This is a genomic window from Agromyces sp. CF514, assembly GCF_900113185.1.
Classification (GTDB): domain Bacteria; phylum Actinomycetota; class Actinomycetes; order Actinomycetales; family Microbacteriaceae; genus Agromyces.
The window spans coordinates 102,755-126,257 of the sequence record NZ_FOZD01000003.1 but is presented as its reverse complement, the minus strand read 5'-3'; the positions used below and the strand labels follow the sequence as shown (position 1 = coordinate 126,257).

The following is a 23,503-nucleotide window of genomic DNA, read 5'->3' as shown; positions in this document are numbered from 1 at the left end:
GTCGCTCCCGTGCCGCCCGCAGGCTCGCGTCGGTACCGACGGCCGGACTCACCGGGCTGCCTCCGGAACCTCGGCGAGGTCGGCCGCGGCGCTGCCGGCGGCATCCGACCCGCCCTCGTCGACCCGTGCACCGGTGCTCGCGACCGCGTCACGGCCGAAGGCGCCGCGGTACCTCGCCGCCGGGTGCCGCTCGTTCAGGCGAGGGGCGCCGAAGAGGCGGCCGCGCAGGGTCGTGTCGTCGCCGTACTCGCTCTGGGCGAGGCCGCGCTCGCGCAGCACGGGCAGCACCTTCTCGGCGAACTCCTCGAAGGAGCCGGGGATGACCCAGTTGATGACGTTGATGCCGTCGACGCCGGCCTCCTGCCACTCGACGAGGGCGTCGGCGATCTGCTCGGGCGTGCCCACGATGCGGGTCGACCGGGAGATGAGCAGGGCGACGTCGCGCACGAGGGGCTCGCGATCGGTGATCGCCTTCGAGACCCACTCGCCGAAGCCCTTGGCGGTGTTCGTCTCGACGTCCTTCAGCGGGGTCTCGGGGTCGTAGACGCGCCCGGTCTTGTCGACGAGCGCAGAGTGGGCGAGGTAGCCGTCGATCGAGACGTACTGCTCGTACTCGGCCGCCTTGGCCTTCGCCTCCTCCTCGGTGTCGCCGATCACGAACGACAGGCCCTGGAAGAACTTGATGTCCTCGGCGCGGCGGCCGGCCTCGACGGCCTGACGGCGGGTGTCGTCGATGAGCTGCTTCGCGAGCGCCGGGTTCGGCGAGATGATGAACGTCGCCTCGGCGTGCCTCGCGGCGAACGCGCGGCCCGACTCCGAGGAACCCGCCTGGTAGAGCACGGGCGTGCGCTGGGGCGACGGCGACGGCAGGTGCGGCCCCTGCACGGAGTACCGCTCGGAGACGTGGTTGATCTTGTGGATCTTCGACGCGTCGGAGTAGATGCCGCGCTCGCGGTCCTTCAGGAGCGCCCCCTCGTCCCACGACCCCTCCCAGAGCTTGTACGTCACGTCGACGTACTCCTCGGCCCACGCGTAGCGTTCGGTGTGGTCGGTCAGGCGCGGGTGCCCGAAGTTCCGCGCACCGTTGTCCTGCAGGCCGGTCACGATGTTCCAGGCGACCCGGCCCTTCGAGATGTGGTCGAGTGTCGAGACCTGGCGGGCGAACTGGTACGGGTGGCTCTGCGCGACGTTCGAGGTGAGCGCGAGCCCGATGCGCGACGTGTGCACCGCGAGAGCCGCGACCAGCGGGATGGGGTCGTTCGAGGGGATCTGGAGGCCCTCGCGGATGTAGACGTCGAAGTCCGCATCCGCGTCGCCGTAGACCCCGGTCACGTCGGCGAAGAAGAGCGCGTCGAACTTCGCCTCCTCGAGCTTCTTGGCGAGGTCGATCCAGAGCTCGACGTCCTCGAAGTCGACCTGGCCCGCGTCGGGGCGGCGCCACTGGCCGTGGTGGATGTGCGAGTTCGTGTTCATCACGAAGGCGTTGAAGTGCAGTGGGATGGTCATGGGGTCTCCTGTGCTCGGTGCGGTTCGAAGGCGGGGATGGATGCGATCAGCTCGCGCGTGTACGGCTCGCGCGGGCGGTGGAAGACGTCGTCGGGCGTTCCGGACTCGACGACGACGCCGTCCTTCATCACGAGCACGCGGTGGCTCAGGTGCGCGATGACGCCGAGGTCGTGCGAGATGAACAGGTAGCTGAGGCCGAGCCGCCGCTGGAGTGCGACGAGCAGGTCGAGGATCTGGGCCTGGATCGTGACGTCGAGCGCGGAGACCGCCTCGTCGAGCACGATGATGTCCGGGGCCTCCGCGAGGGCGCGCGCGATCGCGATGCGCTGGCGTTGCCCGCCCGACAGCCGCAGCGGGAACCGGCCGAGCACGGCGTGCGGCAGCCCGACCTGGTCGAGCAGCTCGCGGATGCGGGCCGCGCGCGCGGCGGCCGTCGCGAACTCGCCCCTGGCGAGCGCGTCGAGCAGGATGCGCTCGACGTTCCAGCGCGGGTCGAAGCTCGACAGCGGGTCCTGCGACACCACGGAGATGCGCGAGCGGAGCGCCCGACGCCTGGCCTCGGGCAGCACGGACCACGGTTGCCCGAGCAACGTGACCGTGCCCGCATCCGCCTCCTCGAGCGCCAGCGCGATGCGGCCCGTCGTGCTCTTGCCCGAGCCCGACTCGCCGACGATGCCGAGCGTCTCGCCGCGATGCAACGCGAAGGAGACGCCTCCGACCGCGGTCGTGACCGAACCGTCGGGCGCGCGGAAGCGCCGCACGAGGTCGCGGGCCTCGAGCACCACCTCGTCGAGCACCTCGGGGGCCGGCGGGGCCGCGGCGAGCAGCTCGCGGCCCGCCGGGCTGAGGGCTCCGCCACGGGTCTCCTCGCTCGGCACCGCGGCGATGAGCGCCTTGGTGTACTCCTCACTCGGCGAGCTCAGCAGCTCGCGGGCCGGACCCTGCTCGACGACGCGCCCGTCCTGCATCACCAGGATGTGGTCGGCGAGCTGCGCCACGACCGAGAGGTCGTGGCTGATCAGGATGATCGAGGCGCCGCGTCGCTTGGACGCCTCGAGCAGGGCCAGCACCTGGGCCTGCACGGTGACGTCGAGGGCGGTCGTCGGCTCGTCGGCGATGACCACGTCGGGGTCGAGCGCGAGCGCCGAGGCGATGAGCGCGCGTTGGCGCAGGCCCCCGGAGAGCTGGTCGGGCCGTTGCCTCGCCCTCGCCTCGGGCCGGGGCACGCCGACCGATTCGAGCAGCTCGACGACCTTCCGACGGCGTGATGCGCGATCGCCCCAGCCGTGCAGCCGGAGCCCCTCGGCGATCTCCGCGCCGACGGGTCGCAACGGGTCGAGCGAGACGAGCGCGTCCTGCAGGATGAAGCCGACCTCGACCCCGCGGATGCCTCGCCACTGGCGTTCGCCCAGGCCGAGCACGTCGCGTTCGTGCAGCGTGAGCTCGTCGGCCGCGACCTGCGCGCCCCGACCCGCGAGTCCGACGAGCGAGCGCGCGGTCACGGACTTTCCCGAGCCCGACTCGCCGACGATCGCGACGCATTCGCCCGGCTGGAGGTCGAACGACACGTCGTGCACGATGGGCCGGATGCCCGCGGTGGTCTCGAAGGCGACCGAGAGTCCTCGCACGCGCAGGCGCGGTCGGAAGCCGGGCAGCCCGTCGATGTCGACGGCGAGGTCCTGCCCCGCGGCATCCGTCTCGATGATGCTCATCACTTCTCCCCCTTCTCGAGGAACGACTGCAGGTGGCGGCCGAGCGTGGTCGTGGTCAGGGCCAGCACCACGATCACGAGCCCGGGGATCACGGTGAGCCACCCCGCGACCGTGATGTAGCCGCGGCCGGCGTCGAGGAGCGCGCCCCACTCCGGCGAGGGCGGCGCGATGCCGAGCCCCAGGAACGACAGGCTCGACGCCCAGACGATCGACTGGCCGATCGACAGGGCGAAGACCGCGACGAGGGGTCGGAGCGAGTTGGGCAGCACGTGCTGGCGCAGGATGCGCCCGCGCGGGTGGCCGAGGGCGACCGCGGCCTCGACGTACGGGGAGTCCTTGGCCGAGAGGATCTGGCCGCGCACCATGCGCGCGTAGCCCGGCGCGGTGCCGATGCCGACCGCGAGGATCAGGGTCAGGATCGACGGGCCGAGCACCGCGATCAGCAGCAGCGAGAGCAGCAGCGCCGGGAACGCGAAGGCCACCTCGAGCAGCCATCCGACGGCCGCCGAGGTCGGCCGGTTGCCGAGCGCGGCGAGCGCGCCGAGCAGCACGGCGAACGTGAGGCTGACCGCCGCGGCCCCGATGCCGACGCCGAGCGACGCGGCCGTGCCGTAGACCACGCGCGAGTAGAGGTCGCGGCCCGATTCGTCGGTGCCGAACCAGTGCTCGGGCGACGGGGGCTGGAGCGTGTTCGCGAGGTCCATCGCGAGCGGCCCCTGGGTCGCGAGCAGTTGCGGCCACAGCGCTGCCAGGGCGAACACCGCCGTCGCGGCGAGCGCGACGAACAGGTCCCATGGCTGACGGCGCAGGCGGGCGAACGGCTTCGAGCCCGCGGGGGCCGAGGCGCCCCGGCCCTCCAACGGTCGGGTCGCGGCGGTCATGATGTCCTCCTCAGGCGCGGGTCGATGAGCGCGTAGGCGATGTCGACGAGCAGGTTCGCGAGCACGTAGAAGGCGGCGATGAGCATGACGATGCCGATCACGACCGGCATGTCCTGACTGCTCACCGCGGTCACGAGCACCTGCCCGATGCCGGGCCGCGCGAACACGGCCTCGACCACGACGGCGCCCGAGATCGTGGCCCCGAGGGCCCAGCCCGAGAGCGTCACGGCGGGCAGCACCGCATGGCGCAGCACGTGACGGAGTCGGATGCCGGCATCGCCCATGCCGCGCATGCGTGCGCTCAGCACGAACGGCGAGTCGAGGGCGCGCTCGAACTCGGTGCGCGTCGCCTGGCCGAGGAACCCGGCGAGCGGGATCGCCAGCGTGAGCGCGGGCAGGATGATGCCCACCGGCCCGGTGCCCCCGATGACGGGGAACCAGCCGAGCGTCAGTGCGAACACGAGCAGCAGGATGATGCCGAGCCAGTAGTGCGGCAACCCGGCCGCGGCCGTGTCGAAGAACCCGCCGACGGCCCTCGCCGCCGGTCCCCGACCCGCGGTGAGGGTCACCCAGACGACCATGATGATCCACGCGAACACGAGCGCGGTCAGGGTGAGCACGATCGTGGCGCCGAGTTGCTCCCCGATGATCGCGATCACGGGTCGGTGCTGCTGGTAGGAGGTGCCGAGGTCGCCGACGAGCAGCCCCTTGAGGTAGGTCAGGTACTGCACGACGATCGGGTCGTGCAGGCGGTACTCGGCGTTGATCGGCGCGAGCTCCTCGGCCGTGCGGGCCACGGCCTGCCCGGCGCGGATGTTGAGGATCACGGTCGCCCGGTCGCCCGGCAGCGAGGCCTGGGCGAAGAACGCCGCGGTCGCGGCGCCGAGCAGCACGAGCACGGCTCCGACGGTCTTCGAGGCGATGAGGCGGGTGGTGCGCGCGCCGCGCTGCCCGGGCTCGGCCGGGGGGCCCGGCACGGGAGCCTGGGCTCCCGTGCCTGCGGCCTCGGTCGCGGGCCGCCGGCCGGCGGCCCGCGTGCTACTCGACGAAGTAGGCGTCATAGAAGGTCGGTCCTCCCTGTGCGTTCTCCTGCCAGACGCCCCTCAAGGTGGGCGAGACGGCGAGCGTGGAGAGGCGGTCGTAGACGCCGATGGACAGTGCGTGCTCGGCGATGTACTCCTGGGCCTGCTCGTAGAGCGCGTTCTGCTGGTCGACGTCGGGCTCGGAGTTGGCCTCGAGGATGATGGCCTGGAGCTCGGGGTAGTCGGTGAACGAGGCGTTCCAGTAGTTCGGGTTGCCGTCGGCTCCGGCGCCCCAGTTGATCTGCAGGATGCCGCTGGTCACCGCGGTCCAGTAGCCGGGGTAGATGTCGCGCTCGTCGGGCTTGCTGTAGGCACCGGCGAAGGCCTCGGCCTGCGGCACTGGGATGAGGTCGACCTTGAAGCCGGCCTGCTTGGCCTGCTCCTGCACGCCCTGCAGGATCGACGCACCGTCTGCGTTGATGATCGAGCCCGCGAAGTAGGGCAGCGTCACGGCGAGCGTCTCGCCGTCCTTCGAGCGGAAGCCGTCGGCATCCGTCTCGGTGTAGCCGGCCTCGTCGAGCAGTTCGGCGGACTTGTCGAGGTCCTGGGTGTACCAGTCGGCGGCCTTCTGGCTGTAGCCCGGAGTGGTCTGGCTGACTCCGCCGTTGCCCTCGTAGGGGATCACGCCGTGGCCGATCGACTCGACGATCTGCTCGCGGTCGAGCGCGTACGCGAACGCCTGGCGCACCTTCTCGTCGGTGAAGACGCCCTGTGCGGTGTTGAAGGTGAGCTGCTGGGGTCGGCCCGGGGTGATGTACTTCTCGAGCTGGAAGCCGGCATCCTTCGTGCTCTCCCACTGCACGGCGGGCACGTCGTAGATGGCGTTCAGCTCGCCGCTCTTCAGCGCCGCGACGCGCGTGGTGGCGTCGGAGATGAACTTCCACTGCACCTCGTCGACGTACGCGGCGCCGGTGTGCTCCGCGTTCGCGGGCGGGCTCGTGTAGTCGTCGTTGCGCGTGAGCACGATCTCCTGGCCGCGGTCCCAGTGGTCGACGACGAAGGCGCCCGATCCGATCGGGGCCTCGCAGTTCTCCTCGTCGGTGCGGGTCTCGAGCGCCTCCTGCGACTGGATGCCGAAGTAGCCCTGCGTGAGGTTGTCGGCCAGTCGCGGGTACGGCTGCGAGAGGTCGACCTGCACGGTGAGGTCGTCGACCGCCTCGGCCGACTCGTAGTAGCCGCCGAGCCAGGCGAGGGCCGTGCTGTTGCCGCCCTCATTGACCCAGTAGTCGAAGTTGTAGGCGACGACCTCGGCGGTCAGGTCGCTGCCGTCGGTGAACTTCACGTCGGGCTTGAGCTGGAAGGTCCAGTGCAGGCCGTCGTCCGAGACGCTCCACTCCTCGGCGAGCCAGGGCACGACCTCGTGGTTCTCGTCGAGCGAGACCAGGCTGTCGAGCACGTTGTAGCTCAGGTAGGCCTGCTCGATCCAGCCGCCGAACACGCACGCGGGTTCCTGCTGGTGGCCGTAGACGATGGTGCCGCCCTCGACGCGCTCTCCGCCGTTCGCGGCGGGCGTGGTCGCGCAGCCGGCGAGGCCGAGTGCGGTGATGGCGGCCGCTGCGGTCATCGCGAGCGCCAGTGGTCGTCGTGCGGTCATGTCGTGTGCTCCTCGGGGGGTCATCGGCTCGGGGCGAGCCGGGGTCCGGCTCGGGGCGAGCCGGGGTCCGGCTCGGGTCGCGCTGACGTTACCCACAGCCCCGGGCCCCCGCGAGCCTCGCCCGTCATGCGGGTCACGCTCGGTCACGACAGGTCAATCGAGGTCACGCGGGACCGATTCCGGGGGTTCCACCGCCGGTTCGTGACGCGCCGTGACGCGGCGACGGCGCGCGAACGGGCCGGCCGGGCCGACACACGACGTCATCGACGCCGCAGGTCGGCCCGGCCGGCGGACATCGCGTTCGGGCTCAGGCGGCTGCGGTGTCTGCCACCTCTGCAGCCTCGGCCGAGTCGAGGCCCGGAGCCGGCGCAGCCTCGGGCTCGGCGTCGAGCCGAGCTCGCAGCACCGGGTCGAGATCGAGGTCCGCGGCGCCGAGCACCTCCTCGAGCTGCGCGATGCTCGACGGCCCGGTGACGGGGATCACGGGCATCTCGCTGCCGATCATCCACGCGAGCGCGACCTGGTTCGGGGTGGCGCCCGCCTCGCGCGCCACCTCGTGCAGCCGGCGGAGCCGCTCGCGCGTGGTCGGGTGGTCGACCCCGCCCCAGAGTGTCTTGTCGGTGCGCGTGAGCGCGCCCTGGTGCAGCGGCGAGTACACGGTCACCGCGAGCGGCGGCCGGCCGTCGACCCCGGTGGATGCCGCGTACGAGAGCAGCTCGGGTGTCGCGAAGTTGTGGCGGCCGAGCTTCGGCGCCGGGTGGATGTAGCTGTACTGCTGCTGCACGACGCCGTACGGGGCGACGCCCTGCCGGAGCGCCTCCTCGCGCGCCTCGACCACGCGCCACAGCGCGACGTTCGAGATGCCCGAGATCCCGATGAGGCCCTCGTCCTGCAGGGCCCCGAACGCCCCGACGGTCTCGGCGAGCGGCGTCTCGAGATCGTCGACGTGCCCGTAGACCACGTCGATGCGCTCGACGCCGAGGTGCCGTGCGCTCTCGCGCACCTCGCGATCGACGACGACGGCGCCGAGCCCCTCGAAGTTCGTGGGCGGCGTGTTCGAGAGGGGCAGGTTCGGGTCGGCCTTGCCGGCGCCGACCTTGGTCGCGATGCGGAGCCCGTCCGGGCGGCCTCGACTCGCGAGCCAGCGGCCGATGACGTCCTCGCTGTCCCGGCCGTGCCCGAGACCCCAGTGGTTGTAGTTGTTCGCCGTGTCGATGAAGGTGCCGCCGGCCTCGACGAAGCGGTCGAGGATCGCGAACGAGGTCGCCTCGTCGACCTTCGTGCCCATGTACATGGTGCCGAGGCAGATGGTCGAGACGTCGAAGCCGGTTCGGCCGTTGCCGATGGTGCGGTATCGCATGGGGTCCTCCGAGTGGGTGCGTGGCGCCGGGCGCCCTGACAGGTTCGACGCTACGAGTCCATCGGTTCGGGCATACACTCCAAATGCAGACGCCTGCACCAGACCAATCCTGACCGGCCTCGGGCCTATCACGCCTCGCGGCCACCATGAGAGGGCGAACGGATGCCTCGACACGACGCACCCCGCACGGGCCCCGCACTCGCCTGGGAGACGCTGCTGCCCCTCGGCGACGGGCCGGCTCCACTGCGGGACCGCCTCGAGCGAGCCATCCGCGATGCCGTGCACGCCGGCGTGGTGCCGGCCGGATCGGCGCTCCCGCCGAGCCGTGTGCTCGCCGAGACGCTCGGCGTCTCGCGCTGGGTCGTCACCGAGACGTACGGCCAGCTCGTGGCCGAGGGCTTCCTCGAGGCCGTCGTCGGCTCGGGCACGCGCGTGCCCGAGCATGCGCTGCAGGTTCCGTCTGCTGCGCCGCCCGCCCGCACGACCGGGCCGCTCCGCGGCGAGTACCGCCGACCGAGGTTCGACCTCGGCCCCGGCATCCCCGACCTGCGCCACGTGCCGCGCGCGCGCTGGGCGGCCGCCGTGCGGCACGCGCTCGACACGCTGCCCGACGCCGAGCTCATGGTCGTCGACCCGCTCGGGCATCCGCTCGCCCGCACCGCCGTCGCCGCCTACCTCGCGCGCTCGCGCCGGGCGATCGTCTCGCCCGACGACGTCGTCGTCACGCACGGCGCGACCGACGGCATGACGGCCGTCGTCGCCGGGCTGCGCGCGGGCGGGCACCGCAGCATCCTCGTCGAGGATCCCAGCTGGGGCCGGCTCCGCGAGGTCGCGGCCGCCGCCGGGCTGACGCCCGTGCCGGTGCCCGTCGACGACGCGGGCGTCGACGTCGAACGCCTCGCCGCGGCATCCGCTCGCACCGGTGCGCGGGCCGCGCTCCTCACGCCCGCCCACCAGTTCCCGGTCGGTGCCGCGCTGTCCCCCGCGCGCCGCGACGCGATCGTGCGCTGGGCGCGTGCGGTCGACGGCGTGCTCATCGAAGACGACTACGACGCCGAGTTCCGCTACGACCGGCGACCGATCGCGGCCCTGCAGGGCCTCGCACCCGAGCGCGTGGTGCTCGTCGGGTCGCTCTCGAAGTCGATGGCGCAGGCGTTCGGCCTCGGCTGGGCGGTGATCCCGGCGGGGCTGCGGTCCCGGATGCCGACGGCCGACCGCGCACGCCCGTCGGTGCTCGACCAGGTCGCCCTCGCCCAGTTCATCGCCTCGGGCGACCTCGAACGCCACCTCCGGGCCGCGCGCGGCCGCTTCCGTCGGAGGCGCGCGGCCCTGCTCGCGGCGTTCCAGCGCGAACTGCCCGAGCTCCCGGTGACGGGCATCGCCGCGGGCATGCACGCCATGGTCGGGCTGCCGCCCGGGGTCTCGGCTCGCGACGTGCGGCACGCGGCATCCGGCCTCGAGGTCGCGGTCTCGGACCTGGCCCGCTATCGCGCCACCGCGGCGCCCGGTGCCGAGGCAGCGCGCTCCGGGTCACCCGACGCACTCGTGGTCGGATACGGCAACCTCTCGGACGCGCTCGTCGACGAGGCGGTGGCGCGGCTCGCCGCCGCGATCCGCACGGCGGCCGCGACGGCCGGGCGCGAACCTTAGAGGCCCCGCCAGACGTCGGACTGCGCCTTGCCCCGGTCGATGTCGATCATCGCGTCGGCGGATTCGGAGTCGCGACCGCGGGTCTTCTCGGAATGGCGCCGGTTCGAGAAGAACCACTGCGTGAGCCCCCAGAGCGCGGCGATGCCGACCAGTCCTGCCCAGAACGTCCAGTCCATGGCGACCTCCTCGATTGGCCGAATGCTATCGTCTGCGCCGCCGCATCACCCGAAGGCCGGGACGCCCGGCACTCCGTCACGCAGCCGACCAGCCCCGAGTCAGGCGAGGCGCGCGACCGCGTCGGCGACGCCCGCCCAGAACCGCTCGACGTCGAGGTCGACCGCGACCCAGGCGTTCGGCTCGCGCGCGAGCATGCCGTCGAAGTCGGCGCTCGTGGCGCCCGTGGTCTCGGTGCCCACGAGCTCCACGTCGAGGCGCGTGTGCCGAACCGCGACGGATGCCGGGTCGGCGAGCACGGCCACCGCGACCGGGTCGTGCAGCGGACCGTCCGGCATGCCGAACACCTCGTCGTTCGTGCGGCAGAAGAACTCGAGCAGCTCGTCGCCGAACGCCGACGTACGCGTGCCGACCGCCGCGAGGCTCGCCCGCACGGTCGGCGTCACGAGCGCGCGGTGCGTCACGTTGAGTCCGACCATCGTGAAGCGGATGCCGCTGCGCAGCACCAGGTCGAGCGCCTCGGGATCCACGAGCGCGTTGAACTCGGCGTACGGCGTGGCGTTGCCGCGCTCGGTCGAGCCGCCCATCCACACGATCTCCCGGATGCGCGAGGCGAGCTCCGGGCGGTCGCGCAGCAGGACCGCGACGTTCGTGATCGGCCCGGTCGCGATGATCGCGACGGGCTCCGAGGAGGCCTCGAGCACGTCGGTCATGAGCTCGGTCGCCGAGCGCGGGTCCAACGGCACGGTCGGTTCGGGCAGCACCGGGCCGCCGAGGCCGTTCTCGCCGTGGATCCATTCGGCTGTCACGAGCTCGCGCACGAGCGGACCCGCGGCGCCGGCCGCCACCGGCACGTCGACCACCCCTGCGACCGAGAGCACGATGCGCGCGTTGCGGCTCGTGTGCTCGAGCGGCACGTTGCCGCCGACGGTCGTGACGGCCAGCAGGTCGAGCGACGGATGCCCGGCCGCGAGCCACAGTGCGAAGACGTCGTCGTGGCCCGGATCGCAGTCGACGATGACGGGGATGCCCATGCGGTCGCGGATCAGGCGGTCGGGCCGGGGCCGGCGATCGAACCCGTGAGCGGCTCGCCGCCCGCACGGTTCGCGAAGCAGTAGTACGTGCGCTCGCCTGCCGCCCACTGCTCCTCGGTCACCGGGTAGCTGCCCTGCACCTGCAGGTCGGGCACGCCGGCTGCCGCCGCCACGTCGATGATGCCCGCCGCCGTGCAGAGGGTGTTCATCTGCGCGCCGAGCTCGGCCTCGCCGGGGAACGCCGCTGCCTCGTCACCGGGCAGCGTGCCGCGGTACACGAGCTGCGCAGCGTGCGCGACGCCGCAGTCGACGACCGTGTACTCCTCTTCCCATGCGGAAGCGAAGGGGTCGAGGCACTCGCCGCCGAACAGCGTGTTCCACGCATGCACGCCCATCGGCTGCGGTGCGGTGGGCGCCGGCGCCGGGGTGTCCGATGCGGTGTCGCTCTCGCTCGCCGACGGGGACATCGACGCCAGGGCGTCACCGCCCACGAGCTTCGAGCCGAGGAAGAACAGGCCCGCGAGCACGACGAGCACGAGGAGACCGCCGGCCACCCAGATGAGCGGCTTGGCCGGGCCGCGCCCGCCGGAGTCGCCCTTGCCGGGACCGCCCTTGCCCGAACCGCTCGATCCGCCCGAACCGGAGCCGCCCGATCCGCCCGGGTAGCCTCCGCCGGAGGCGCCCCCTGCACCGCCGCGCATGGGCCCTGCGGCGCCGGAGCCCGAATCCGAGCCCGAGTTGCCGTTGTAGCCGCGCGCGGGACCGGATGCGCCTGCGCCGCCTGCACCGGAACCGGATGCCGCGTCGAACGCGTCGAATCCGCCCGCCGCCGCACCGATGCCGGACGCTGCGCCGACACCCGCGGCGACGCCGACCGGGCCGGTCGGAGCGAAGAGCGAGGCGAACGGGTTGTCGTCGTCGGAGTCTTGGGCGGCCGCGTGCCGGTCGTCGCGCCACGGCTCCGCCGGCGCGATCGGCAGGCGCTGCGTCGCACCGTCGGGAGCGGACGCGAACGGGTCGTTCGTCAGGGCTTCGGTCGCCTGCTCGTACTGCTCCGGCACGACCTGGAGCATGGCGGTCGCAGCCGGCGGCTCTTCTGCCGCCGGCTCGGCGAACCAGTCGGAGGCGTCGACGTCGAACGGCTGGGCCGGCTGCTCGTCGGGGTACCGGTCGGCGGGGTCGACGACCGGCGCAGCCGGTTCGCGAACCGACGCGGCCGAGGCGAAGGCGGCCGCCGTCGCTCCGCCGAAGGCGAGCGACCGCAGCGGAGAGCCCATCGGCGCATCGGCGTGCGGGTCATCGGCCGTCGGGTCGGGTCGGATGCCCCACTGGTAGACGGGTTCCTCATCGTCGCCCACCTCGTCGGCCGCGACGGATTCGGCGGGGACCGCCGACCAGGCGCGAGCCGAGCCGAACTGCGGCACGGCCTGATCGCGACCGGGATCGTCGTCGAACGTGAGGCCGAGACCGGTGAGGCCGTCGGGCTCTGCATCGACCTGCGGCTCGACCGCCCACGGGTCGGCGACCTGCGGCTCGGCGACCTGCTGCGCGCCGAACGCGCCGAACGGATCGGGCGCGTCGGCCCGCGACGGCACGTCGGCCGCCGACTGCGACTCGACCTCGTTCAGGGCTTCGAACGGGTTCCGCGGCTCGACGGGGTTGCGGGTCTCGAACGGCGTCGTCTCGGCGGCGAATGCGGCGAACCGGCCGCCCTCAGGTGCGGCGGCGGGCGCCGCGGATGCCGCGGCTCCGGCCGCGGTTGCGGCCGCCACGCTGCCGCCGAGCGCGGCGAGCAGGTCGTCGACCGGTTGCGCCGGCGCCGGGGCGACCGGAGCAGGTGCTGCAGGGGCGGCGGCGAACGCCGGGAACGGCGTGCGCGGCGCGTCGCGCGGCTGCGTGGGTTCGGGGGAGACCTGCTGCGCCTCGTACCACGGCGTCTCGACCTGCGCCGCGTCGGCCTGCGGCGCGCGGTACTGCGGCTCCTGGTACTGCGGCTCCTGGTGCTGCGGCGGCTCCTGGTACTGCGGCTGCACGTACTGCGGCTGGGACGCCTGGTTCACGACGGGGATGACGCGCGTGTGGGCGACGTCGGCGGATGCGGCGGCGGCCGCCTCGGCGGCGAGCTGCTGCTGCTGCTCGAGCGCGAGGCGCTCCCGACGCGTGAGCTCGGGGGCTTCCGGCGCCGCGGGCGGGGCTTCGGGCTCCTGCATGGCGGACCACAGGTCGGCGCCGAAATCGCCGGATGCGCCCGCCGGCGTGACCGGGGTGAACGAGCTGCGGGCGACGGGCGGCTGAGCGAACCCGGCGAACGGGGATTCATCGGATGCGGCATCCGATACCGCGTCGAACGCCTGTGCCGGCGCACTCGGAGCCGGAGACGTCGGCGTGGCCGGAGACGTCGGTGCGGCCGAATCAGCCGGCGCGGCGGGCCCGGCGAAAGCCTGGGGCACTGCCGGCGCAGCCGCGTCGGGTTGCGACAGCAGGCGGAAGGCGGCACGAAGCGCGTCTTCGGAGTCGATCGCCCCGCTGTCGGGCTCGCCCCAGGTGAGGGCGAACGGCGCGGTCGGAGTCGCGGGGCCGGGCACGATCGGCGCGGATGTCTGCGGGGCGGCCGCGTGGTCGCGCTCCCATGCCGCGGGAGCGGCTTCGGACGGCTGGTACAGCTCGGGACGCCCCACGGGCGGCTCGACGGTCAGCGGCGCGTGGGGCGACGGCTGCGGTGCCGCCGGCTGGTTCCAGGCGGCCTGAGGCGCGGCCGGCTGGTTCCAGGCGGGGGCCTGGGCTGCGCTCGGGAATTGAGCGGGCGCCGGGGCCCAGGGCTGCTGCTCGGCGGCAGGCGCAGGCGCATGGGCCTGCCAGACGGGCGGCAGCGCAGCCGCGGGCGCGGCGTTCCACGCGGGGGCGGCCGACTGTACGGGAGGAACGACCGGCAGCGACTGCGGATGCGCGGGCGTGCTCGCGACGGGAGGCGCGATGTACTGCGGCGCGGGAGGCTGGGGTGCGATGTACTGCGGCGCGGGCGGCTGCGGCGCGGGCGGCTGCGCACCGGGGTGCACGCCGCCGGCCCACGGCGAACCGCCGACGGGCGGGGCCGAGGCGGGTGCCGCCGGCGGCAGCGCCTCGCCCACGACGGGCAGCGCGCGGGTGCCGGTGTCTCGTGCGGGGGGCTCGGCCAGCGAGAACCAGTCGAGCACCTCCTCGTTTCGACGGGGTGCAGGCGCCGGTGCACGCGACGAGCCGGGTGCTGACGATGCGAACGGCGGGGACGGCTCGACCGGAGCCGCGCCCGACGACGCCGTCGGCTGCCCGAACGAGGGAGGCGTCACGGGATGCTGCGGGCGCGGCTCACCGCCGCCCGCCGCCAGCTGCGCGAGCAGCCAGTCGGCGCCGTCGCCGCCCTGCCGGTCGCCCGACATCAGGCCAGGCCCAGGTCGTCCAGGTAGATCGCCGCGAGGTACTGCACGCCGGCGGCCTCGATGACCTCGCGTGCCCCGGTCGCACGGTCGACGACGACCGCGACCGCGACGACCTCTGCGCCGACCTTGCGAAGCGCCTCGATGGCCTTGAGCGGCGAACCGCCCGTGGTCGAGGTGTCCTCGAGCACGATCACGCGCTTGCCCGCGACATCGGGACCCTCGACCTGACGGCCGCGGCCGTGGTCCTTCGGCTCCTTGCGCACCACGAACGCATCGTAGGTGAGCCCGCGTGCTGCGCCCTGGTGCAGCACGGCCGATGCGATCGGGTCGGCGCCCATGGTGAGACCGCCCACCGCGGCGACATCGGGGATGTCGGCGATGAGGTCGATCATGACCTGGCCGATGAGCGGCGCCACGCGGTGGTCGAGGCTCACCTTGCGGAGGTCGACGTAGTACGAGGCCTTCTTGCCGCTCGTGAGCGTGAAGTCGCCGTGGAACACCGCATCGGCGGAGATGTGGTCGATGAGCTGCTGACGGACGTCGGCGCTGCTGTGGGGGTCTGGGAGCGTCACCCGAATACTCTACGGCGCGCTCGCCTGAGAGGAAGGTCCGTATTCGGGGGATGCTCGGCGGTCACTCCGACCGGACGTCGGCCTCGGGTCGCGTCGGCCCCGCGGCATCCTTCGGTTCCTCATGGCGTCGACGGCCCCAGAACGACCGCGGCGTGCCCGGCAGGATGCGGGCCCAGAACGGCGGCTCCTCGGCCTCCGTGAGCGCCGACGGGACCTCGATGTGGAACTGCGCGATCTCCGCCGCGCCGTGGTGCACGAACCGGTAGAGCGCCGTGCCGATGAGCACGCCCAACGCGATCGACATGACCGACATGAGCGCCGACGCGAAGTTCTCGATGCCCGCACTCGTGCCGACCGCCTCGGTGATGCCCACGAGCCCGGCCGCCCCCGGCACGAGCAGCCAGAACGCGGGCAGGAAGGTCAGCTGCGACGGCGCCCCGTGCCGCAGGGTCGCGATCCAGAGCACGACCGGAGTCATCGCGAGCGCCCCGATGAACCCGCTCACGGTCTGGCCGACGAGCGCGATGCCGACCTGCTGGCCCGCGAACGCGACGATCAGCGTGAGCAGCACCCAGCCGAACGTGCCCTTCGGCGCGGAGAAGTGCAGGTAGTTGCCGACCGCGAACAGCAGCACCCCGACCGCCGGGATCCACCAGGGCAGGGTGCCGGATGCCTCCAATGGGACGTAGCTGGAGTCGTCGACGCCCATGACGGTGCCGGCCGCGAGGATGCCGAAGGCGAGGAGCGCGAGCTGCACGAGGCCGAACACGAGCCGGGACGCGCCGGCCACCATCTGGCCGGCCGCGAGCTCGACGGTCGCGGTGGTGAGCACGCCGCCCGGCAGGAAGGTCGCGAGCGGGGCGATGAGCAGCCGGATCGGATCGCCGATCTCCACGTACGGCGCGAGCAGGAACACGGTCAACGCGCAGACGAAGGCCGCGAACACGGGGAACACGAGCTGCAGGGTCGGCGAGCGGACGAGCTTCAACAGGCCGATCAGCGCGCCGAGCCCGAACGAGATGAGGACGCCCTGCCACGTCGGGGCGAGCAGCAGGCAGAGGCCGGTGGTCAGCACCGCGTGGCCGAACACCCGCACCGGCCAGGCGAAGCGCTGGCGCATCGCGCCGATCTCGTTGAGGCGGTTGATGCCGTCGATCGGCTCGATCGAGCCGACGCGCGCCCGCTCGATGAGCCGGTAGAGCGCCGCGATCTGGTCGAAGCGGAACGAGACGTTGATCGCCGAGCGGATCGCGACCTTCTCCTCGCCCGCCGCCCCGGTCTCGATGAGCACCACGGTCGGCAGCACGACGACGTCGGTGTCGGTGCGACCGTAGGCGCGCGACACGGTGCTCATGGTCTCGCCGATCTTGTCGACCGACTCGCCCGCGGCGTTCATGCCCTCGGCGAGCCCCAGCAGGAAGCGCCCCAGCACCGCCTGGTCGGCCACGACGTCGGTCATCGCTCCCCCTCGCCCCCGCTCGGCCGCGTGCGTCGCCCACTCGCGTGCGCATGTCGAGGCTCACCGTATCCGCCTGCGTGGCCCGGGTCGTCGAGCACACGCGGGCGACGGATGCCGCGGGCGCCCGTCGTGCGACGGCGGGCGCCATCGCGCCCGCCGTTCGAGAGGCGACCGCGCCGCATCGGCATCCCCCCAGTGCATGCCGATGCGCCGCGGGCGCACGATGAAGGGCCGCCCGGCGGAGTGTCCCTCTCCGTGGGCGGCCCTGGGCCCGGCGATGCCGGGCGGTTCGCGAGACCTTAGACGGTGCGCGCGAAAGACTCGGTCGGCTGGCGGCGGTAGCCGTCGCGCGAGGCGAGAACGATCGTGCCGACGATTCCGGCGATCGATGCGACTGCGACGAAGATGAGCGTGGCCATGATGGTTCCCTTTCGAATGGTGACGGCGTGTGATCGAGCGGTTCGTTGCGCCGTTGCAACCCTTCGATGGTTCAATCATCCTCTTGAAAATGATTCAGCACAAGCTCACAGAGCTGCAATGAATATGTAGTCTGGCTACATGGACGTGAATCGACTCGACCTGCTCCGGGAACTCTCGGAGCGCGGCAGCGTGACGGCGGTCGCCGAAGCGACGGGTCGCACCCCGTCGGCGGTCTCGCAACAGCTGAAGGTGCTCGAACGCGAGGCCGGCATGCCGCTCACGGAACGCAGCGGGCGCGGCCTCGTGCTCACGAGCGCCGGGCACGCCCTCGCCCGCAGTGCCGTCGAGGTCGCGGTCGCCCTCGAACGCGCGACCGCCCTCTGGGACGAGTTCCGCAACCACCCGAGCGGCGAGGTGACGCTGCTGACGTTCCCGACGATCGGCGCGAGCCTGCTGCCCGGCGTGCTCACCGACCTCACGAGCGTCGCGGGCCTCGTGGTGCGCTGCACCGACCTCGACCCCGAGCTCGCGGGATTCCCCGACCTCACGTCCGACTACGACATCGTCCTCGCGCACTCCATGCCGGGCGAGCTTCCGTGGGGAGGCCGCGGCCTCAAGGTCGTTCCCCTGCTCACCGAGCCGCTCGACGTCGGTATCCCGAGCGACCATCGCCTCGCCGCGCGCTCGCACGTCACGAGCGCCGATCTCGTCGACGAGACATGGCTCGGCGTGCCGTCGGGGTTCCCGTTCGAACGCATCCTGCACGCCATCGAGGAGCAGGGCGGCAAGCGCGTCACCGTCTCGCAGAAGTTCAGCGACATGCGCATCATCGAGGCGTTCATCGCGGCCGGACAGGGCGTCGCGTTCGTTCCGCGCTACACGTCCGGCGCGGTGCCCGAGGGCGTGCTGCTGAAGCCGATCCGCGGCGTCACGTCGGCCCGTCAGATCGTCGCGCTCGTGCGGCCCGATGTCGCCGAGCGGCTGGCCGTGCGCACGGTGCTCGAGGTGCTGAGCGCCCGCGCCTCCCGGCTCGAGCAGTCGTACGCCCACCCGTCGCGCGGCGGCGGCGGCCCGACCGGCTGACCCGGGCGACGACCGACGGCGGCCGGGTCGGGGCCGGCGGCACGCGGCATCCGCAGTTCGGAAGGTCGCGCACCGCCCGCCCCTCGGGATCAGGCGCCCTGCAGGGCCTTCGCCTTCAGCGTGTCGAACTCGGCCTGCGTGATCGTTCCCGAGTCGAGGAGCTTCTTGCCCGCCTCGATCTCGGACGCGGCGGACGACGACGAAGACGACCCCGCGACCGTCCTGATGTACTCGTCGCTCTGGGCCCGAGCCGCCTGCGCCTCGGCGAGGCGCCGTTCGCCCATGCTGCGCCCGCGCGCGATGAGGTAGATGAACGCGGCGAGGAACGGGAGGAAGACCAGGAACACCACCCAGAGCGCCTTGGCCCACCCGTTCAGCGTGGGGTCACGGAAGATGTCGATGATCACCGTGATGAAGATCCAGATGCATGCGATGAGCACGTAGAACCAGAACAGCCAGACGAGGAATTCCCAGAGGTTCACGATGGTCCCTTTCCATCCGGGCATGCTCGTCACGCCCGCGTGTGCACGACGGTATTGTCGGTGCCGCCCGCGCACATCACCCTGAACGGATGACTCCGGGGGTTCCGTGACCCGCCGACCGAACCGTTGCGCGCACCGCGGATCGGGGGCGCGGCGGCATCCGCGTCCGCTCGAGCCGGTGGCATACTGACCGAGGGTCGACCGCCACTCGTCTGCTGGGTGAGAGCGGACGCGGTCGGCGGGTGGGCTGGACGAATGCGCGAACGCGTGTCATCGAAGTACCTCATCGAGCGCCCGACGCTGCTGCGCAGGCTGGACGAGGCCCTCGAACTGCCCGTGACGATGGTCATCGCCCAGGCGGGCGCCGGCAAGACCGTGCTGCTGCAGCAATGGATCGACTCGATGCGCGACCACGGCGTGGCCTGGCTCGACGTCGAACGCGAGGACGACGACCCGATGCGGTTCTCCCGACGTCTCATCGCCGCGCTCGCCGAGGCCGGCGCAGAGGTCGGCGGGCTCGACCGCCTGTCGGCGCTGAGCGCGGGAGGACTCGGCGGTCACCTGCTCGACCGCCTCGCCGGAGCACTCGCGTCGGCCCCGCCGGTGGTCATCGTGCTCGATGACCTGTACCGCCTCTCGAACGACGCGCTCATGGCCGACATCGGTCGCCTCGCCGCCTCGCTGCCGCCGAATGCGCACCTCGTGATCTCGACGCGAGTCGATCCGCCGATCGCGTGGAGCAGGCTGCGGCTGCGCAACCGGCTCGTCGAGCTCCGGCAGGCCGACCTCGCCATGACGAGGGAGGAGTCCTCGAAGCTGCTCGCGGGGATCGCCCGCCGCCAGCTCGTGCCCGCCACCGTGGACGCGATCGTGACGCGCACCGAGGGCTGGGCCGCCGGCCTGCAGCTCGCGGGACTGACGCTGAGGTTCCAGTCGCCGGCGGCGGACTTCGTCTCGGACCTGAACGGGAGCGATCGGCTCATCGCCGAATACCTCACCGAGGAGGTGCTCGACGCACTGCCGGGCGACCGGCGGATGCTCCTGCTCCGGATGGCGCCGCTCGACACGATGTCGGCCGACCTCGTCGACCACGTGCTCGAACGCTCCGATGCCCGGGAGCTCTTCGAGCGGCTCGAGCACGAGTCGATGTTCCTCGTGGCGATCGACCCGCATCTCGACCGGGTGAGGTTCCACCAGCTGTTCCGCGACCTGCTCCGCTACCGGCTGCGCGCCGAGGACGCCGACAAGGAGCGCCGCCTGCTCGGTCGGGCCGCGGACTTCCACCTCTCGCGGGGCGAGCTCGCGCCCGCCGTCGAGTACCTCCTCCGCGCAGGCGACTGGGATCGCGCGCTCGACGCGATCATGACCCGCGGGAGCGAGGTCTTCGAGCGCGGCGAGATGCACACCGTGATCGGCTGGATCACCGCCGTCCCCGAGCACGTCCGCGCGCGACGTCTCGACGTGCAGCTCGAGTTGGGCATCCTCGTGGGCATGCAGGGCGAGTCGGTCCTCGCGGTCGAGACGCTCCGAAGCGTGGCGAGCGATCCACGTGCCACCCGCGGCGAGCGCGTGATCGCCGACACGTGGATCTCGGCGACCGCGCAGTGGAGCGCGAGGCCCGGCGAGACGCTCCGGGCGGCGGAGCGCGCACTCGACGGACTCGCCGACCCGATGGGGTTCCCCGTGCCCGACCTCATGCACCTCACCACCCCCGCCCTGTTGCGCACGCTCGCGACGGCCTCGGCGGGACGTTCGCTCTTCCTCCTCGGCGACCTCGTCGGAGCCGAGGCGTGGATCGACCGGGGACTCGCCACCGAGGGCGTGGCCTACCCGCCCTTCCGCGTCGGGCTCCTCGGCTCGCTCGCCCTGCTCCACTCGTGGACGGGGCGGACCGTCGACGCCGAGCTGCTCGCCGCCGAGGCGGTCGAGACCGCGAACGTCGCCGCCCTGCTCGCGCATCCGGCCATGGCCGACGCCTACCTCGCCCAGGCGCAGGCGGCCTACGAGCACGGCCGAGCGGATGACGCGACCCACCCGCTCGGCGTCGGTGCGGTCAGTGCGAAGGCGAACAGCCGGACGCAGACGACATGGATCGCACGCGCCCTCGCGGCGCTCGTCGCCGCACTCGAGGGGCGGTACGAGGATGCGCTCGAGCTCACGGACCTCTCCACGCAGGCCGCGGCCGCCCCGGCGCCATCGGTCTACGAGCGGCTCATCGCGGTCCGCATGAGCGTGCTGCGTCGCAGCGGCCTGCCGGAGCAGGCGCTGCGGCTGCAGTCCGTGGGTCGCCGGGGCATCCGTTCGACCGCATCGGTCGTGCAGGAGGCGGCCGCGGCCGCGCTCGCACTCGGGCGGCCGGAGACCGCCGAGCACCTGCTCTCCGAACCCGTCGACGCGGGCATCGCCGGGCAGCCTCGCCTCGCCGTCCAGCGCCTCATCCTCCGCGCCTGGCTCGCCGCGGCCCGAGGGTCACGGCCGAGCGCACTCGACCTCGTCGGGGCGGCACTCGACCTGGCCGAGTCGGACGGCCTCGTGGCGGTGTTCCTCGAGTCGGACCGGGTCGTGCTCGACCTTGTGGCGGAACTCGCGCCGGCGCGGGGCGACCTGGCCGGCACGATCATCGCGCGATCGCCGCAGCGCGCCCTCGTCGATGCCAACCACAGGCTCGCGGAGCCGCTCACCGAGCGCGAACTCGAGATCCTCGGCTACCTGCCCGACCACTCGACCACGGCCGAGCTCGCCGAGCGGTGCTTCGTGTCGATCAACACGATGAAGTCGCACACCGCGCACATCTACCGCAAGCTCGGCGTGAGCGGCAGGAGCGCCGCGATCACCAGGGCGCGCGACCTCGGGATCCTGGCTCCGGCCTCAGTCGCGCCGGTCGTCAAGGTGCGTGACCGCCTCGATCTCGACGTTCAGGCCGCGCAGCAGGTCGAGCAGCCCGAGCAGCCGCGCCTGATCGGGCACCTCGCCGCGCAGCCTCGTCGTGCCGCCGGCCCGATCGATCACCTCGAAGCCGACGAGCTCATCGGTGATCATCTGCCCCAGCTCGCCTCGAACCAGGATGTCGAACCTCTCAGGCCCCATCGCCCCCTCCGCCCCCTCGATGAGCCCCCGCACGTCCGATGAACGCGCAGGGGCGGCTAGAGCCTGCAGACTCCTGACGGTCTCAGCGACACGTCACGCATCGGCCTCGGCGGCGGACGCATCGGCCTCGATCGAGGCGATGATCGCCTGGATCGGGATCCGCCCGGTTGCGACGAGCTGTCCCCCGGCTCGTCGGACCGAGGCCGCGAACGGTCCCGCCCACACGTTCTCGTACACGATGACGGCCGCGACGCTGCCCGGGGTCATCGAGTCGGCGAGCTGGATCACCTCATCGGCCGCGAGCAGCTCGGCCAGGTCCGCCTCGAGCTGGACGAGCGGGCTGAGGTCGCCGGCGTCCGCGAGCTCCACGGCCGCCACGACGCCGTCGTCACCCTTCGCCAGCACGACCGCGTCGACGAGCCGGATGGTTCCCGCGTCGACGAGCTTCGCGAGTTCCGCCGCGATCTCGCCCGCGAAGGTCTGATGGCCCGCGGGAAACTCGATGACCAGGTAATCGACCGGTCCGAGGTCTTCCAGTTCGTATTCGGCCATCTCAACCATCCCCCGTGTCGCGATCCGAACGATGCGAGTCCGCACCGTGGCCCATGGTTCCTCGCGACGCCGCCCGGGCGCGTCACCCGATCAGGATGATTCGCCGTCGGCGGTCTTGGTCGCCGGCCTCCGTCGGCTCCGGATCAGGGCTGCGCGCCCTTGTGGGGCGCCGGTAGTCGGACATCGACAACCGCCTTCGGTCGTCGGCACGACCGGGCTAGACTCCCCGACCATGAGCGACGACGCCATCCTCTTCAGCGTGCACGACGGACTCGCGCACCTCACCCTCAACCGTCCCGAACGCCTGAACGCGGTCGGCCCCGAGGCCATCGCCCTGTGGCACCGGTACGCGGGCGAGATCGCGGCTCGCGACGACATCCGCGCCGTGCTCTTCGACGCCGTCGGACGCGCGTTCTGCGCGGGAGGCGACGTGCGGGCCATGTCGGAGCTCGGCGGCGACGGCGCCTCGGCCGGGCAGGTCGTCACCGAGCTCGCCGACGCGATCCACGCCGGGCATCGGATGCTGCGCGAGAGCGCCAAGCCGATCGTCGCCGCCGTGCAGGGCCCCGTCGCGGGCGGCGGCCTCGGGTTCATGCTCGTCGCCGACGTGATCGTCGCGAGCGACCGGGCGAGCTTCGCCAGCCGGTACGCGGACATCGGGCTCACACCGGACTGCGGCGTCAGCACCCTGCTGCCCGAGGCCATCGGCACGCGACGCGCGCTCGAGCTCACGCTCACCTCCCGCACGCTGAGCGCGCAGGAGGCACTCGACTGGGGCCTCGTCGCCGAGGTCGTGACGCCCGACGAGCTCGCCGGCCGCGCCGAGCAGATCGCGGACGTCTGGCTCTCGGGAGCCTCGGCGGCGTTCGGACAGGCCAAGCGCCTCGTGCGCTCGGGGCTCGATCGCTCGTTCCAGGAGGCGCTCGACGATGAGGCGCGGACGATCGGGGCGGCGTTCGACAGTCCCGAGGCATCCGCCAGGGTCGCCGCGTTCGCGGGCCGCAGCTCGCGCGCCTGAGTCCGCCCCGTGCGGCGCGCTCGTCAGAGCTCGCGCAGCTGCGAGGTGCGGTCGCCTCCGACGTCGCCGGTGTTGACGCTGCCCTTCGGCTCGATGAGCAGAGCCGTCACCTCGCCGTGCGCGAGCGGGCAGTGCTCGACGCCCGCGGGCACGACGAACACGTCATCGGGGCCGAGTTCGACATCGCGGTCGCGGAGCTGGATCGTCAGGCGTCCGCTGCGCACCAGGAACAGCTCGTCGGTCTCGGGGTGGCTGTGCCAGACGAACTCGCCGTCGAGCCTGACGACCTTCACGTCGTAGTCGTTGATGCTCGCCAACCGGTGGGGCTGCCACGGCTCGGTGATGCGGTCGAGCGCTGCGGCGATATTGCGGACGTCGTCGGTCATGCGGTCAGCCTGCCACGGAGGGCAAGCCGACCGCA

The 23,503-nt window shown here is 72.5% G+C and carries 18 protein-coding genes; 4 read left to right on the top strand and 14 right to left on the bottom strand.

Annotated features, from left to right (window positions below):
- Window positions 1-48 precede the first annotated feature (48 nt).
- The 6 genes from BM342_RS18630 to BM342_RS18605 all read right to left on the bottom strand — a co-directional run bounded on the left by BM342_RS18630 (window position 49) and on the right by BM342_RS18605 (window position 8,135).
- On the bottom strand, window positions 49-1,506 hold the full coding sequence (locus tag BM342_RS18630; protein ID WP_092969077.1) for an NtaA/DmoA family FMN-dependent monooxygenase: 1,458 nt from the start codon (window positions 1,504-1,506) through the stop codon (window positions 49-51).
- Window positions 1,503-3,218 (bottom strand): dipeptide ABC transporter ATP-binding protein, encoded by a 1,716-nt coding sequence (locus BM342_RS18625; protein ID WP_092969075.1) that lies wholly within the window; start codon window positions 3,216-3,218, stop codon window positions 1,503-1,505. The genes BM342_RS18630 and BM342_RS18625 overlap by 4 nt, the downstream gene beginning before the upstream one ends.
- Window positions 3,218-4,099: an ABC transporter permease gene (locus BM342_RS18620; RefSeq protein ID WP_092969073.1), complete on the bottom strand. Its 882-nt coding sequence runs from the start codon at window positions 4,097-4,099 to the stop codon at window positions 3,218-3,220. Before BM342_RS18620 ends, BM342_RS18625 begins: the two co-directional genes overlap by 1 nt.
- Window positions 4,096-5,076, bottom strand: coding sequence for an ABC transporter permease (locus tag BM342_RS18615; protein WP_255368959.1), 981 nt, complete (start codon window positions 5,074-5,076; stop codon window positions 4,096-4,098). The genes BM342_RS18620 and BM342_RS18615 overlap by 4 nt, the downstream gene beginning before the upstream one ends.
- Window positions 5,077-5,137: 61 nt before the next feature.
- The gene (locus tag BM342_RS18610; RefSeq protein ID WP_092969069.1) at window positions 5,138-6,775 is read right to left on the bottom strand and encodes an ABC transporter substrate-binding protein; all 1,638 of its coding nucleotides are present in this window, start codon (window positions 6,773-6,775) and stop codon (window positions 5,138-5,140) included.
- Window positions 6,776-7,082: 307 nt separating this feature from the next.
- The gene (locus BM342_RS18605; protein ID WP_092969067.1) at window positions 7,083-8,135 is read right to left on the bottom strand and encodes an aldo/keto reductase; all 1,053 of its coding nucleotides are present in this window, start codon (window positions 8,133-8,135) and stop codon (window positions 7,083-7,085) included.
- A gap of 162 nt (window positions 8,136-8,297) precedes the next feature.
- On the opposite strand from BM342_RS18605, the gene BM342_RS18600 reads away from it, so the two are divergent.
- On the top strand, window positions 8,298-9,785 hold the full coding sequence (locus tag BM342_RS18600; protein ID WP_092969065.1) for a MocR-like pyridoxine biosynthesis transcription factor PdxR: 1,488 nt from the start codon (window positions 8,298-8,300) through the stop codon (window positions 9,783-9,785).
- Here BM342_RS18600 and BM342_RS18595 read toward each other — a convergent pair.
- The 5 genes from BM342_RS18595 to BM342_RS18575 all read right to left on the bottom strand — a co-directional run bounded on the left by BM342_RS18595 (window position 9,782) and on the right by BM342_RS18575 (window position 16,440).
- Window positions 9,782-9,961, bottom strand: a complete 180-nt coding sequence (locus BM342_RS18595; RefSeq protein ID WP_092969063.1) for a hypothetical protein — start codon at window positions 9,959-9,961, stop codon at window positions 9,782-9,784. The genes BM342_RS18600 and BM342_RS18595 overlap by 4 nt on opposite strands.
- Before the next feature lie 99 nt (window positions 9,962-10,060).
- The gene (locus BM342_RS18590; protein ID WP_092969061.1) at window positions 10,061-10,993 is read right to left on the bottom strand and encodes a nucleoside hydrolase; all 933 of its coding nucleotides are present in this window, start codon (window positions 10,991-10,993) and stop codon (window positions 10,061-10,063) included.
- A gap of 11 nt (window positions 10,994-11,004) precedes the next feature.
- Window positions 11,005-14,409, bottom strand: coding sequence for a hypothetical protein (locus BM342_RS20045; RefSeq protein ID WP_092969059.1), 3,405 nt, complete (start codon window positions 14,407-14,409; stop codon window positions 11,005-11,007).
- On the bottom strand, window positions 14,409-14,981 hold the full coding sequence (gene pyrE / locus BM342_RS18580; RefSeq protein WP_092969057.1) for an orotate phosphoribosyltransferase: 573 nt from the start codon (window positions 14,979-14,981) through the stop codon (window positions 14,409-14,411). The genes BM342_RS20045 and pyrE overlap by 1 nt, the downstream gene beginning before the upstream one ends.
- A gap of 61 nt (window positions 14,982-15,042) precedes the next feature.
- Window positions 15,043-16,440 carry a threonine/serine exporter family protein gene (locus BM342_RS18575; RefSeq protein WP_092969055.1) on the bottom strand — a complete coding sequence of 466 codons (1,398 nt, stop codon included), beginning with the start codon at window positions 16,438-16,440 and terminating at the stop codon, window positions 15,043-15,045.
- A 558-nt stretch (window positions 16,441-16,998) separates the two neighbouring features.
- Between BM342_RS18575 and BM342_RS18570 the strand changes: the two genes are divergently transcribed.
- A complete protein-coding gene (locus tag BM342_RS18570; RefSeq protein ID WP_092969053.1) occupies window positions 16,999-17,943 on the top strand; it encodes a LysR family transcriptional regulator in 945 nt (314 codons plus the stop codon).
- A gap of 89 nt (window positions 17,944-18,032) precedes the next feature.
- Here BM342_RS18570 and BM342_RS18565 read toward each other — a convergent pair whose 3' ends face one another.
- A complete protein-coding gene (locus tag BM342_RS18565; RefSeq protein WP_092969051.1) occupies window positions 18,033-18,425 on the bottom strand; it encodes an SHOCT domain-containing protein in 393 nt (130 codons plus the stop codon).
- 267 nt (window positions 18,426-18,692) lie between these two features.
- Between BM342_RS18565 and BM342_RS18560 the strand changes: the two genes are divergently transcribed.
- Window positions 18,693-21,554 carry a winged helix-turn-helix domain-containing protein gene (locus tag BM342_RS18560; protein ID WP_143109937.1) on the top strand — a complete coding sequence of 954 codons (2,862 nt, stop codon included), beginning with the start codon at window positions 18,693-18,695 and terminating at the stop codon, window positions 21,552-21,554.
- Between the two features lie 51 nt (window positions 21,555-21,605).
- Here the strand turns inward: BM342_RS18560 and BM342_RS18555 are convergent, their stop codons facing one another.
- Window positions 21,606-22,064 carry a DUF6325 family protein gene (locus BM342_RS18555; RefSeq protein WP_092969047.1) on the bottom strand — a complete coding sequence of 153 codons (459 nt, stop codon included), beginning with the start codon at window positions 22,062-22,064 and terminating at the stop codon, window positions 21,606-21,608.
- Window positions 22,065-22,296: 232 nt separating this feature from the next.
- Between BM342_RS18555 and BM342_RS18550 the strand changes: the two genes are divergently transcribed.
- The gene (locus tag BM342_RS18550) at window positions 22,297-23,082 is read left to right on the top strand and encodes an enoyl-CoA hydratase/isomerase family protein (RefSeq protein ID WP_092969045.1); all 786 of its coding nucleotides are present in this window, start codon (window positions 22,297-22,299) and stop codon (window positions 23,080-23,082) included.
- Window positions 23,083-23,105: 23 nt separating this feature from the next.
- Here BM342_RS18550 and BM342_RS18545 read toward each other — a convergent pair whose 3' ends face one another.
- On the bottom strand, window positions 23,106-23,468 hold the full coding sequence (locus BM342_RS18545) for a cupin domain-containing protein (protein WP_092969044.1): 363 nt from the start codon (window positions 23,466-23,468) through the stop codon (window positions 23,106-23,108).
- Between the last annotated feature and the right edge of the window lie 35 nt (window positions 23,469-23,503).